General features: G+C 35.1%; 16 protein-coding genes and 1 pseudogene. 12 read left to right on the top strand and 5 right to left on the bottom strand.

Annotated elements, in window-relative coordinates; all coding sequences use genetic code 11:
• The 3 genes and pseudogenes from Q0941_RS03670 to Q0941_RS03660 form a co-directional block, all read right to left on the bottom strand.
• Positions 1–159 (bottom strand): annotated as a pseudogene (locus tag Q0941_RS03670) (ammonia monooxygenase); the annotation flags it as partial.
• 107 nt (positions 160–266) lie between these two features.
• Positions 267–629, bottom strand: coding sequence for a hypothetical protein (locus Q0941_RS03665; protein WP_299291480.1), 363 nt, complete (start codon positions 627–629; stop codon positions 267–269).
• A gap of 118 nt (positions 630–747) precedes the next feature.
• Entirely contained in the window at positions 748–1,311 is a 564-nt protein-coding gene (locus Q0941_RS03660; RefSeq protein WP_299291478.1) for a methane monooxygenase/ammonia monooxygenase subunit C, read from the bottom strand.
• Positions 1,312–1,566: 255 nt separating this feature from the next.
• Between Q0941_RS03660 and Q0941_RS03655 the strand changes: the two genes are divergently transcribed.
• The 3 genes from Q0941_RS03655 to Q0941_RS03645 all read left to right on the top strand — a co-directional run bounded on the left by Q0941_RS03655 (position 1,567) and on the right by Q0941_RS03645 (position 3,106).
• The gene (locus Q0941_RS03655; protein WP_299291476.1) at positions 1,567–2,136 is read left to right on the top strand and encodes a methane monooxygenase/ammonia monooxygenase subunit B; all 570 of its coding nucleotides are present in this window, start codon (positions 1,567–1,569) and stop codon (positions 2,134–2,136) included.
• Between the two features lie 95 nt (positions 2,137–2,231).
• Positions 2,232–2,546 (top strand): hypothetical protein, encoded by a 315-nt coding sequence (locus Q0941_RS03650; protein WP_299291474.1) that lies wholly within the window; start codon positions 2,232–2,234, stop codon positions 2,544–2,546.
• Between the two features lie 38 nt (positions 2,547–2,584).
• On the top strand, positions 2,585–3,106 hold the full coding sequence (locus Q0941_RS03645; protein WP_299291472.1) for a hypothetical protein: 522 nt from the start codon (positions 2,585–2,587) through the stop codon (positions 3,104–3,106).
• A gap of 87 nt (positions 3,107–3,193) precedes the next feature.
• On the opposite strand, the gene Q0941_RS03640 is transcribed toward Q0941_RS03645, so the two are convergent.
• Positions 3,194–3,463: a hypothetical protein gene (locus Q0941_RS03640; RefSeq protein ID WP_299291470.1), complete on the bottom strand. Its 270-nt coding sequence runs from the start codon at positions 3,461–3,463 to the stop codon at positions 3,194–3,196.
• A 131-nt stretch (positions 3,464–3,594) separates the two neighbouring features.
• Positions 3,595–3,927, bottom strand: a complete 333-nt coding sequence (locus Q0941_RS03635; protein WP_299291468.1) for a hypothetical protein — start codon at positions 3,925–3,927, stop codon at positions 3,595–3,597.
• A gap of 124 nt (positions 3,928–4,051) precedes the next feature.
• Here Q0941_RS03635 and Q0941_RS03630 point away from each other — a divergent pair, with 124 nt between their 5' ends.
• The 9 genes from Q0941_RS03630 (at position 4,052) to Q0941_RS03590 (ending at position 12,541) form a co-directional block, all read left to right on the top strand.
• On the top strand, positions 4,052–4,501 hold the full coding sequence (locus Q0941_RS03630; protein ID WP_299291467.1) for a 30S ribosomal protein S15: 450 nt from the start codon (positions 4,052–4,054) through the stop codon (positions 4,499–4,501).
• Positions 4,501–5,922, top strand: a complete 1,422-nt coding sequence (locus tag Q0941_RS03625; RefSeq protein WP_299291465.1) for a DHH family phosphoesterase — start codon at positions 4,501–4,503, stop codon at positions 5,920–5,922. The genes Q0941_RS03630 and Q0941_RS03625 overlap by 1 nt, the downstream gene beginning before the upstream one ends.
• Complete coding sequence (locus Q0941_RS03620) at positions 5,885–6,127, top strand: KEOPS complex subunit Pcc1 (RefSeq protein WP_299291463.1); 243 nt, start codon at positions 5,885–5,887, stop codon at positions 6,125–6,127. Before Q0941_RS03625 ends, Q0941_RS03620 begins: the two co-directional genes overlap by 38 nt.
• A complete protein-coding gene (gene serS / locus Q0941_RS03615) occupies positions 6,127–7,392 on the top strand; it encodes a serine--tRNA ligase (protein ID WP_299291461.1) in 1,266 nt (421 codons plus the stop codon). Before Q0941_RS03620 ends, serS begins: the two co-directional genes overlap by 1 nt.
• Before the next feature lie 40 nt (positions 7,393–7,432).
• Positions 7,433–8,044, top strand: a complete 612-nt coding sequence (locus Q0941_RS03610) for a 30S ribosomal protein S3ae (protein ID WP_299291459.1) — start codon at positions 7,433–7,435, stop codon at positions 8,042–8,044.
• Positions 8,045–8,069: 25 nt separating this feature from the next.
• Positions 8,070–8,498 carry an RNA-binding domain-containing protein gene (locus Q0941_RS03605; RefSeq protein ID WP_299291457.1) on the top strand — a complete coding sequence of 143 codons (429 nt, stop codon included), beginning with the start codon at positions 8,070–8,072 and terminating at the stop codon, positions 8,496–8,498.
• A 189-nt stretch (positions 8,499–8,687) separates the two neighbouring features.
• Positions 8,688–10,145, top strand: coding sequence for an NAD(P)/FAD-dependent oxidoreductase (locus Q0941_RS03600; protein WP_299291455.1), 1,458 nt, complete (start codon positions 8,688–8,690; stop codon positions 10,143–10,145).
• Positions 10,146–10,186: 41 nt separating this feature from the next.
• Positions 10,187–10,978 (top strand): MoxR family ATPase, encoded by a 792-nt coding sequence (locus Q0941_RS03595; protein WP_299291453.1) that lies wholly within the window; start codon positions 10,187–10,189, stop codon positions 10,976–10,978.
• On the top strand, positions 10,979–12,541 hold the full coding sequence (locus tag Q0941_RS03590; RefSeq protein ID WP_299291451.1) for a vWA domain-containing protein: 1,563 nt from the start codon (positions 10,979–10,981) through the stop codon (positions 12,539–12,541).
• Positions 12,542–12,579 lie beyond the last annotated feature (38 nt).

Below are 12,579 nucleotides of genomic sequence, written 5' to 3'. Positions count from 1 at the left end.
AATAAGCATCAACGTTTGCGATATTGAGAATACCGTGTACGAAGTCCAAGCCCAGTCAGTGTAGAAGATGTAGTCTCCTGCATTAATTGTTAACAGTGTTGAGTTAACTGCAACTACTACTATGAATAAGTAGTGTGTACATCGTCTTAACCAGACCATAATCAACTTGAAGAAAGGGTCAGTATATAAAATTTTAGAGTGTGATGAAGATCGTTGTTTTTTATTAAAATTAAAATGAAAAATAAAGTGTCTGAAGGGGTTTCCTTCTAGTTACCAACGAATAATGCGATGAAGATTGTACCTGCTGTAACTGCAGCAACACTGCCGCCAACGATACCATTGCTATTCTTGTTGGAACCTTCTTCCATGACTTTAACACAGAAGATGTAACCTATTGCCTCAATGATTGTAAGTACGATGAATGCAAAGTGACCACTTGGAGTTGGATATGCCCATGGATAATAGAAGTATCCTGCTGCAGTACCGCCAAATGTTGCCAACCATGCTGCCCAGAATGAAATTGTAATCATGCCGGTCATGTTTTCAACACGTTTTCCAATCATTCGTTCTACGTCAGCGCTAGATGATCCACCGCCACCGCCAGAACCGAATCCTTTAGGAAGAGTCATTATGGAATTATTCTAATTCAGAATCCTTTTAAGTCTTTCTTAAAGGCCGGCACCTAGTACGATCTACGGCTTTGATGAAAATAATAAAAGAGAAAAAATGTGCGATTGCACAATTTGTCTATGGGATTGCTCTACTGTACAATTTGCCTTCTAAGGCCATCTTGTACATTTCAGCAACATATGGATTCTCACCTGGAGTTTCTGCACCTAACTCTACGAGTCTAGCATATACTCTGACTACGTATGCGAGTGCTCCCATGAATGCAACTACTACACCCATGTTAAACATCCAGTGATTTGGTACTGCAAAGATTTCTTCTACAAACCAGAAGTGCCACATCTCATTGACTCCAATTGTAAACATGGTTGCTAAGTAACCGAGAATGGTCATTTTCAAACCTGTGTTCATTGAATTATTTGGACCTCTAAGAACTGGAACTTTTCTATCATAGATTGCTGCTGCACCCCAACCGAGTGGTAATGCTACAAAGTGGGAGTATAACCACCAGTGTGCTGGAGTAAATGCACTATCTCTGATAGATGTCTGATGTAGAGAACCGTCTACGAAGTTATCTACTTCGACGGATGCTGCAGTACTTCCCATAGCAATAACGATGAGCCAGATTTTCTTAAGTCTCTGAATCTCAACTTCTTTTGGGATTAATGCGGGCATCTGTGCCATGTAAGATATCATGTAAGTTCGGGATATAAAGTAAGAGATTCCAATTTAATGTAATTTGATGAATTTTTTTATATATTTGATAGAAAAATATGAAAATTCTTGTATTCCAAATTAGAATTTTGAATTAATTTTATTATATTTTCCCTATTTTCATTGTATAACATCGATGATTTACATTCCATTAAGCGTCGATCCTCGTAATGAAGGTAAAACATATAACGACGTGTATTATCTTTCTGATTATTAGGGATAACTATGGTCGAAAAAAAGATTTTCGTATTCGGACTAGCTGTCGTACTAGCATTAGGAACTTTAGGTTTCAACTGGGTTGAGTCTATTCTTCCAACTGCTGATGCACACGGTGTCCAAGCACAACTTCAGAGTCGTTTCATCAGAATTGAGGATGAAACCTTCAACAGACAATCCCTCCAAACTGGCGAAACCTTGACACTTCAAGGAACATTAGTCAGTCTTGTAGAGAGAGACCTTAGAGGATGGCTATCTATCTTCTCAGAGTCAACCAACGCAGGTAACAGATGGGAGATGTTGGCAAGAGACCCACCAGGAAACGTCTTTGACATTCCAGGAAACTCTGTCATCGAATACTCACTATCAGCCAAAGCACTTGAAGCAGGTGTATACCACGTACACACCCAACTCAATGTAGCAAGCGTCGGTCCAGGACTTGGTCCAGGTCAAACAGTAGTTGTTGAGGGCGAACCAATTATCAAACCAATCCCATATACCAACATCGCATATCAATCAATTATTATCGGTGTTGGATATGTCATTACGTTTGCAACACGACCCTGGCAAGTAATCTAAACAACCCAACCTTTTCCTTTTCATTTTCTATATTTCCTTACGTCTAGCGTAAGTAACAAACTAAGTTTTATCTTCTAGAAATCAATACTGAAAATATGCTAAGTTTCAAAGTAACCAAACTAGATATTTTTCAAAGTTATTTTTTCGGCGAGGTTGAATTTCGTTCAGATCAATACAAAGTAAATATTCAAAATCAAAGAAGAGGTAAAGTTCTAAAATTGCCATTTGAGATTCAACCAAAAAACGAGAAGGTTGTTGTAAGAATGACAGGTCCAGGAGATCTATTTGTTGAAGACTATCTCCCATTTTCAGGGGAATCAGAATGGCTTGAAATTGATTCAGATGAAATTACGTATTTTCTGGCTGATAATCAGGATAAGCTCGATACAATTGAAATTATGTACGAATAAGAGAAAGGACTTTAAGGAATCTGACTTAGAAAAATCACATGATTTGGCCAGGAACTAATGATCCTCACAAAAGGAAGAAAACAATCAAGTTCCTAATTATTACTGCAGTGATTGGAATTTCAGTTGCTGCTGCCAGTTCAACAATTCAGCAAATGGCCAATTCAGATAACCCATTGAAAGTCTGCATAAATGATAGAGATACTCCTTACAAAATCAAGGCAACATTAGAACTGATTATCGATGGTCAAAAAGCAGACATTCCAGCAAACATTGGAATTAACGAAGGGGAATGTCATAGGACAATGTATACACTTACAGATGATGGTACCATTTATGCTGAATGGATAGAAGAATATCCCTTTGAAATTGGACACTTTTTGTGGATGTGGGATTTCCCTCTAAGAGACATGGATCAGAGTAAATCTACAATGTACGTGAATGGAAAAGAATCACCTCATTTCATCAACCATCCACTTCAAGAAGGATATCACTACAAGGCTGAATTCACATCAAAAGATTACGATACATCCAAAGACAAAGACTTCTTGCCAGAACAATAAGCAATTTCGGACTTCGTAAAAATCCAAAAAAATTTTGCATGAACTAAGGTATAGAGATTAAAAATAATGAAAAGAAAGGAAGTTGTTTTACCAGTATTTTCCGTTGTCTGGAATCAGACCAATACCTTCTCTTTCAAAGTGTCTGTCCAACTCGTCGACCCATCTTTCACGGTTGTCTTTGTATGCCCATCCGTGAACACGTAACCAGAATGCAATAATTCCTAGAAGGAAAACTGTAAACATCATGGTTCCAAAGATGTAAATCATTACATCGTAGAATAATGGATCATAGTTTGGTCCTAATTGTCCTGTAAGTGATGACAGGATGCTTAGGAAAGTTCCTACGATAGGAGTCATGATATTTTGGCTCTATTTGTGCGATATATACATTTCCTTTATTCTCAGAAAAGACGAGATCAGCATTTACAAAATTAAACCTAGTTGACACTAAGTGATAGATAATAAAATAAGAGAAAAATGAGGTTTGTTTATCCTCTTCCCATTGCTGCGTATTTGCCAGATCTTCCTCTAATGAAGAAAGCTCCTGCAATACCACCAAAGACTGCACCAGCAATAACTGAGGCACCTACGACACCACTTGCATCAAGATATGGAGTTCCTGAACCAGATGATGGATTTGCTTCAGCAGCTTCGATTCTTCTACGTTGAATCTCAAGTGCTTCCTCTAAGGTATATGATCCGGTTTCTCCAGAGTCACCAACGTTGCCCATGTATTGAGCGAATGCAACTGAAGCTGCACCGATGGCACCGAAGAAAAATACAGATAGCATGGTTGCTGTTAATAGTACTTTTGTATTCATACCGTTTACCTGTTCGTTTTGAAGCCAGAGTACTTATTAAAACTTTAGTCTGTCCCTCAATTTTTGAAAAATGTACGAGATCAGCATAAGTAACGTTTAATTCTGCTCAGAATTGAGCCAAAATATGGGACGAATGCATACTCATAGACATGGAAAATCACATTCCATTAGACCTGCAACACTAAGAGCACCTTCATGGATTACACAAAGTCCCGCAGAAGTAGAAGAATTAGTTGTAAAATACTCTAAAGATGGTTTAACACCAAGTCAAATTGGAATTAAATTAAGAGATCAACATTCAATACCACTAGTCAAACCAATTACAAAGAAAACTGTTGGGGAGATTTTAGAAGAACATGATCTTATTGCAGAGATGCCAGAAGACCTAGAAAATATTGTCAAAAAAGCAGTAGGTCTCCAAAAACACCTAAAGGCAAACAAAGGAGACAGAAGAAATGTGAGATCTCTAGAATTGATTGAAGCTAAAGTTCACAGATTATCTGTTTATTACAAAAAAATTGGAAGAATTCCTAAAAACTGGAAATATAAATCCGTGGTTGCTCAATTAGAGTAATGACAAAATCACTTGATGATTCACTATCGTTTTTCAAAGACAAAGTTTCGGATTGCATAAAGTCACAAAAATCAATTTCTGTTACAACCCATATTGATTGTGATGGACTTACATCTGGAAGTATTATTACTAAAGCCCTAATCAGAGCTGGGGCAAAATGTACTCTAAGAACATCTAAAGAATTTAGCAAAAATGTTGCAGAGTCATTTAAGACAGATTCAAGAGATTTCCACATAGTTACTGATCTTGGAGGAGGTTTTGGACATGAGATGAATCAAAATTTGGGAGAGGACTGGATAATCCTTGATCATCACCAAATTCCTGAGGCCGAAATGGATAATCCAAATGTCATCAATGCATGGAAATATGGAATGGATGGAGGAGTGGAAATTTGTGCAGGAGGAATGGCATATTTGGCAGCAAATGCATTAGATGAGAGAAATTCAGATCTATCTTCAATTGCCGTGGTATCTGCATTAGGAGATAGACAAGACCAAGGTGAAAGAAAATCATTTACAGGAAAGAATTTTGAGATTGCTGAAACTGCCAAAAACTTGGGGTTAGTAGAAATTGATTTAGATTTACTTTTGGTTGGAAGAGAGACCAGACCCCTTCCAGATGCTTTAGCATTCACATCTCAGCCATTTATTGAGGGATTAACCTGGAATCGTGATGTTTGTCTTTCAGTGTTAAATTCCTCAGGAATCCAACTCAAAGAAGGTGGAAGATGGAGAGTTCCAGCTGAACTAAATGAAGATGAGAAAAGAATGGTAATTGAATCAATAACAAAATTCACCTCAGGAAAAAATGCAACTGAGATAATGTCAGAATTAATTGGATACACATACACATTTCCAAGAGAAGATAAACGGAGTTTCTTAAGAGATGGAAGAGAATTCTCCACCATGTTGAATTCTTGTGGAAGGATTAGTAGATCTGGAGTTGGAATGGCTGTCTGTATGGGGGATAGAAACAAGATTCTAAGAGAAGGAGAGACAATCCTGACGGATTATAGAAAGATGATCAGAGAATACATGAATATTTTATCAAATGAAAGATGGAGAATTTCTGAAAGTGAAACATGTGTAATGGTAAATGGAGAAGATATTGTTCCAGAAACTATGACAGGAACTATCTCATCATTAATTGCAGGTTCTCCAAAAAATTCGGGAAAAATTGTAATTTTGAGAACTAAAGCAGAAGAGAACACAATCAAGTTTTCGTCTAGAAAATCATTTGGATGTAAATCAGAGATTAACCTAAGTGACCTAATGAGAGCAGGTGCAGAAAAATTTGATGGGGTTGGAGGAGGTCATGATGCTGCAGCTGGGGCAAAAATAACTAAAGACAAATTAGATGACTTTCTTAATTATTTAGAAGTAAATGTCGTTAACGTGTCAAGTACAAGTAGTACTCAATGATATATCAAAAGAAAAGGCTGAAACCGTACAGAAAGCATTAGAGCCAGATAATGTAGATTTTCCAGAAGGTTTGAGTCTTAATGTTGAAAATGTTGATAACAAACTAATTTTTAATTTTGAAAGTAAGAAGAACATGAAACATCTTGTTGGAACAATCGATGAGGTTTTAGAACATATCCAGGTTGCACTAAAGGTGATTGAATAATGCTTGATCCTAAAATTATCAAAGAAAAATCTGAGATCATCAAAAGTATGTTAAAAGCTCGTGCTATGGATTTTGATTTAGATGGATTGGTAGAATCGGATCAAAAAAGACGTGAGTATATCATCAAAACTGATGAGTTAAGAAAAAAGAAAAATCAAGTTGCACAAGAGATTGCACAAAAAAAGAAAGCAGGAGAAGATGCAACTTCAATTCTAGCTGAGATGAAAAATGTTTCAGCAGACTTGACACAGTTAGAAGGAGAACAAGAACAGGTTGAGAAAAAATATGCTAGTTTAGCATTCACAATTCCCAATTTGATTCATGAATCTGTTCCAGTTGGACCAGATGAAAGTGCAAATAAAGAAATCAAAAAATGGGGAAACTTGCCAAATTTTGATTTTAAGGTAAATGACCATATTGACATTTCTGAAAATTTAGATCTTGTTGATTTAGAACGAGCAGCAAAGGTTGCTGGTGCAAGATTCTACTATCTCAAAAATGATTTAGTTAGACTAAACCAGTCACTCACTCATTATGCATTGGACTTTTTATCAAAAAAAGAATATTCACTTGTACAGCCACCATACATGATTAACCATGAGGCAATGCAAGGAGCTGTTATTGCTGATGACTTTGAAGAAGTAATCTACAAAATTGAAGATGAAGATCTCTACATGATTGGAACTTCTGAACATGCAATGGCTGCAATGCATTCAAAGGAAATTATCGAGGGAAAGGATCTCCCATTAAGATATGCTGGAGTTAGCCCATGTTTTAGAAAAGAAGCTGGTGCACATGGAAGGGATCAAAAAGGAATTTTCAGAGTTCATCAATTTGATAAAATTGAGCAATTTGTATTTACAAGACCAGAAGATTCGTGGAAGGAACATGAAAGAATGTTATCTATTGCTGAAGAGTTCTATCAACAATTAGAGATTCCTCACAGAGTTATGTTATTGTCAACAGGAGACATGGGAAAAGTTTCAGCTAAAACTTATGATATTGAAGCATGGATGGCAGGTCAAAATGCATATCGAGAAATTGTTTCATGTTCAAACTGTTTAGATTATCAAGCAAGAAGATTGAAAATTAGATTCCGAGATAAGACTAATGAGGATACACAATATCTTCACACTCTCAATAGTACTCTAATTGCCACAAGTAGAATTTTAGTTTCCATAATGGAGAATTTCCAAACAAAAGATGGGCATATTAGAATTCCACAGGTTTTACAGAGTTACATGGGAAATCAGAAAGAGATCTAGTAACATACCCTTATATTTTGGGTTCAAAGGTCGATAATAATTGGCACGTAGAAAAGGTCGAGTAAAGGACAAGTGGAGAGAAAAACGCTGGGTTACAGTGAATGCTCCAGATTCATTTAACAATGTCCCAATCGGTTATGTTCCAATTACTGATGATGAAAATGCATCAGGTAGAGTTTTAGAAGTTACGCTATATGATATTCTCAAAGGAGATCCTTCACAACATCAATACAAAATTTATTTCCAAATTGACAAAGTAGATGGAGAGAAAGCATCAACAATTTTCAAGCGATTTGAATATTCTAAAGAATTTTTGAGAAGTTTAGTTAGACGTGGTTCATCAAAAATTAATTTCATTATTGATATCAAAACAAAAGATGGTTACATCTTTAGAATCAAGATTATTGCATTAACTCACAGACAACTTAACACATCTAGAAAGCATGCTTTGAGATTAATTGCAAGAGAGGTTATCAATAAGACAGTTCCAGAAATGACTATTGATCAATTTGTTCAAGCAACCTGTTACAGTAAAATTAATTCAGACATCATGGCTGCATTCAAGAAAGTAATCAGAGTTAGACATGTTGGTCTTGAAAAAGTAAAACTAATCAGAACAGCAGAGAAAGAAACAGTATTACTCGAAGCATAAATTTTCAAAAAGATATTTTAAATTAATGATTGAAAAAATTGAAATTACTATTGATGTAATTGTTCATGCAACAGAAGACATCAAAAAAATTTTTCAAGCATTCGAAGAAATGCTAGAATTAAATGAAGATGATTTTAGTATTCAAAAAACAACAGGGCATTTTGATAATCCAATAATCATCTTAAATTCAAAAATTGTTAAAAAACAGGCTCAAAATTTGATAGAAAAAATTCTAGATAGACTATCTAAAGAACAAATAGACCAAATGGTTGAGGAGATTGAAGAAAGAACTATGGATTCAAGATTTCATATGAGATTAGGAAAGCAAGAGATGGTAAAAGGCAATCTAGTATTTGTCGAAAAAGATCCAATTAAGATGAAAATCCACACTCCAGTATACAACAAAAAAGAGACAGTCAAAATTTTTACTGAAATTTTTCAAAAAGCCAACTAGATTAAATAGGAATAAAAGAAAAAATTTCTTGGGAATGAGGAAATAACAGCCGCTCCAGTCTGAGCGAAAGCTTTGAAGACGCCGCGACGAACCGACCCCATTTTGAATCGATCATCAAAAATTGTTGAATGTTTCAGTGACTATAGATCATGGTATTATTTTAAATACGGATAGACGAACCTCATTATCGTGGCAGATTATGATGTTATAGTTGCAGGTGGAGGTCTAGCAGGAACAATTACTGCACAAGCAATTGCTCATTATACAAATCAAAATACCAAAATTCTAGTTGTTGATAGAAATACAGAATTTTTTCCAGGTAGAAAATCTCTGGCTGGATGGGTATGTGGTGATGCCTGCTCTAAAGAAGCAGTTGATTTTATGGCAGAAAGAATCAAAGTTCAATGGACTAGACCAGAAATTGAACATGATGTCAAAGGTGTAATGGCATTTTCACCAGATAAAGAAACTGCAATTCCATTTGATGGAGACGGATACATGTTAAATCGTCAAAAGCTTCCAGAGATTCAAAATGAAAGATGTAAAAAAATAGGAATTGAGTTTGAATATGAAATTAATCTTACTGGTTTAATCTATGAAGGACAACAAGCAGTTGGAGTTCAAGGAGTTGATAATAAAACTAAACAACCTTTCAAAAAGACAGCCAAAATTGTTATTGATGCTACTGGAGTAACATCAATGCTTAGAAACACTCTCAAGAATTCCACTAAAGTAGAAAAAAGAATAGACAGACGAGATTTGGAATCTACTGGAAGATACATCATGTATTTTGATCCTGCACAAAAAGATCTTACTGAATTTGATCCAGATTATTGTATTATTCATCTAGACCAAGATATTGCACCTGGTGGATATGGATGGGTTTTCCCCAAAGCAGATGACAAAGTAAACATCGGACTAGGTGTTGAAAAATCTCTCTTAGAAAGAAGAAATCAAAGACTAGGAAAGAAAGACAATGTTGAATCATTAATGAAAGAATATCTTGAAAGAAATACCGTAATTAAAAATGCAAAATTATCTGAGGATCCAGAAGACATCAATAACAATACAGGAATTTTCCAAGTATCTGTTAGGAGACAAAACGATTGCATGGTTTCAGGCGGATACATGTTAGTTGGAGATTCAGCTTGGATGCCAAAACCAATTGATGCTGGCGGTATTGGACCTGCATTAATTGCAGGAACTATTCTTGGAAATAATGTTGCTAAAGCTCTAGAAGCAAATGATGTTTCTGAAGCAGGATTATGGGAATACAATCTTGATTTCATTAAAGAGTATGGATACAAAACTGCAGGTCTTGAATTGTTTAGAAGATTAGTTCAACAAATGACAAATGATCAAATTAGTTACGGAATGAAGCACTTTTTAGGAAATATGGATGTTGAGGCAATTAGCAAAGGAGAACATCCAGACTTTTCAGGGTTAGGAAAACTTGGAATGATTATCAGGGGTGCAATGAACAAAACAGTTGCAGACGGTTTACGATATACTTCAAAAGAAAATCAGTGGTTAGTAGAACACTACAATGATTATCCTAAAGATCCTTCTGGATTTGACGAATGGAACAAGACACTCCACAAAAGAATGGATGCAGCATTCGAAAAAGTAGAAGCATTCGGAAAGTAAGATCTAAAATTAAATATTGTTGCAATCCATCAAAACATACTTTGGAAGAAGTATCATATCTTGATTGGAATAATTCAATAGAAATTCTCAACAAAGCCTACGAATCAGGCTTATTCGTGCTCATAATTGGACCAAAAGGTACAGGAAAGACTTCACTTGTAAGAGATTTTGCAAAAAATAAGAATGTGAACTTGGAATCAATCAACTTTAGTCTCAGAACAAGAGAGAGTCATCTCATTGGTACTAAAACCCTCAATGAAGGAACTGTCAGTTTTGATGAAGGCCTACTGATAAAATCTATGAGAGAAGGAGATATGCTATATCTTGACGAGATAAATTCTGCAGAAGCTGATGTCTTGCTTAGACTTGATGAAGCATTAGATGACAGAAGACAAATTGCATTAAAAGAATCTACAGGGGAAGTTGTTAGAGCAAAAGAGAATTGGTTTGTTGTTGCAACAATTAATCCATTGACGCACAGTGGTACAAAGGAATTACCACCACAATTATTGAGTAGATTTCCTGTACGAATTAGATTAGAATATCCCCCAGAAGATGTTGAATTAGAAATTGTAAAAAAACATGTTTCAGGTCATGAATCAGAAATTACACAAGCAATCAAACTTGCAAATACTCTAAGACAAGCTGCAGCAGTTGAAGAATTGTTTTACTCTCCAAGTTTAAGAGAAACAATTGCTTTTGGAAAATTATTAGAAAAAGGAATGTCTGCAAAAGAGGCAGCAATGATTGTTTTTGGAAATGTATACACACAATGGGGAAATATTGAATATCAAAAGGTAAGCGATATCATCACATCAATGTTTGGAAACTAAATGCAATCAATTCAGCTTCAAAATGATTCTCTAGTAGAAATTGCCACATTTCTAGTTAGAAGATGGTCTGAATCAGATAAGATGATAGTTGAAATTTCAGACAAAGTTGAAACCAAAACAAGACTAAACGAAAACAAGGTGATCTTAACACCACTGGAGAAAAGAATAGGTAATGATTTTCAAAAGTATAGACAATTTCGAACCTCATTATGGTATGAAGCAATGCGTGTGAAATACTGTAAAAAAATTCTCAGTAATGACCATGCATTTGGTTTTATTCTCAACACTATGGAAACTCAAAGAGTTGAACAGTTAGGAAGAGAGATTTGGAAAGGAATGGATGATGAAATTATTTTTAATTACGCCTACATGTTGGTTTCAAGACCTCAATTACACTCAGTATATGGAAAAGCAAGGATTGTAGAGGCATTTTACCAATATTTTATGTTTGGAGCAATTAAAGGAGAAATTCAATCTAGTCACTTTGAGAGAATAAAAAAAGCAACAGTTCTTGCAAAAAAAATTGTCAAAAAAGCAATTGAAGAAAAACAGAATACTGAATGGCTTGAAAAAAATGTTAGTGAAATTGTAAAAATTTTAGATATTGATTCATTGCTAACAATTCCAGTTTCACTTCCATTCATGAAAGCTGGAATGGCATTAACAGAAGAAGAATTACGAAGAATTCTAAAAGTAATTTCTAAAAATAAAGAAGGCGACTTTGGTAATGTAGACACTAATGCAGTAATGAGAGGAGATAATGTTATTGATGAATACAAAGTATTACTAGATGAAAATAAAAAAACTGAAAACAAAGGCTTAGCACCTGAACCAATAGGAATCCAAACCCCAACAACTAAAGGAGTTGATGAAACAACAATTTACGATCTGAATCTCATAAATGGATTAAAAACAAAATTCAAAGAATGGAGATCAGGATGGAAAGAACAACATCTTCGTTCAGGTGATGAATTTGATGAAGAAAGTTACATTGAAGGACATGAACCATTTTTTACTGATGTAAAAAAATCCATTAAAACTAAAATTGTGATTTTGTTAGATCATTCCTCAAGTATCGCATCTGATGCACTAGAATACAAGAAAGCAACTTTAGCTTTATGTGAAGTATTGTCATTTCTAAAAGTAAAATTTGCAGTTTATGCATTTAGTACACAAAATAGAGCAGTAGTATGTTGGTCAATAAAGCCAGACAATATCAAATGGAATAATGTTTCTGCAAAAAGACTAGCTCAAGTAGTAGCAAATGGTTCCACCCCATTAGCTGAAGTTTATGATAAAATGTTTCCAGTATTACAAGCAAAAAGACCAGATATTTTCTTGACTCTCACAGATGGAGAACCATCTGATCCAGATGCCGTTAGAAACATGACAAAATCCCTCAAGGGGTTAGGCATTAACATGGTTGCATTAGGATTGGGTCCTAATACACTTAGAGCAACTACAATTGCAAATAATCTAAGACATCTTGGATATGAAAAAACAATGGCAGTTAGTAGACTCAACGATATTCCAAGTAAAGTAATGAGTATTTTAGAAGCATAGATTCAGAAGCATATCATAAGATATTTTATGAGTAAAGA

Source organism: Candidatus Nitrosopumilus sp. (genome assembly GCF_028278985.1).
GTDB lineage: Archaea > Thermoproteota > Nitrososphaeria > Nitrososphaerales > Nitrosopumilaceae > Nitrosopumilus.
This window is presented reverse-complemented; position numbering and strand designations above follow the sequence as displayed.

Coding starts and splice junctions, on each gene's coding strand:
- Q0941_RS03665 (WP_299291480.1), bottom strand. CDS start 629: ATGACTCTTCCTAAAGGATTCGGTTCTGGCGGTGGCGGTGGATCATCT.
- Q0941_RS03660 (WP_299291478.1), bottom strand. CDS start 1,311: ATGGCACAGATGCCCGCATTAATCCCAAAAGAAGTTGAGATTCAGAGA.
- Q0941_RS03655 (WP_299291476.1), top strand. CDS start 1,567: ATGGTCGAAAAAAAGATTTTCGTATTCGGACTAGCTGTCGTACTAGCA.
- Q0941_RS03650 (WP_299291474.1), top strand. CDS start 2,232: ATGCTAAGTTTCAAAGTAACCAAACTAGATATTTTTCAAAGTTATTTT.
- Q0941_RS03645 (WP_299291472.1), top strand. CDS start 2,585: ATGATTTGGCCAGGAACTAATGATCCTCACAAAAGGAAGAAAACAATC.
- Q0941_RS03640 (WP_299291470.1), bottom strand. CDS start 3,463: ATGACTCCTATCGTAGGAACTTTCCTAAGCATCCTGTCATCACTTACA.
- Q0941_RS03635 (WP_299291468.1), bottom strand. CDS start 3,927: ATGAATACAAAAGTACTATTAACAGCAACCATGCTATCTGTATTTTTC.
- Q0941_RS03630 (WP_299291467.1), top strand. CDS start 4,052: ATGGGACGAATGCATACTCATAGACATGGAAAATCACATTCCATTAGA.
- Q0941_RS03625 (WP_299291465.1), top strand. CDS start 4,501: ATGACAAAATCACTTGATGATTCACTATCGTTTTTCAAAGACAAAGTT.
- Q0941_RS03620 (WP_299291463.1), top strand. CDS start 5,885: ATGTCGTTAACGTGTCAAGTACAAGTAGTACTCAATGATATATCAAAA.
- serS (WP_299291461.1), top strand. CDS start 6,127: ATGCTTGATCCTAAAATTATCAAAGAAAAATCTGAGATCATCAAAAGT.
- Q0941_RS03605 (WP_299291457.1), top strand. CDS start 8,070: ATGATTGAAAAAATTGAAATTACTATTGATGTAATTGTTCATGCAACA.
- Q0941_RS03590 (WP_299291451.1), top strand. CDS start 10,979: ATGCAATCAATTCAGCTTCAAAATGATTCTCTAGTAGAAATTGCCACA.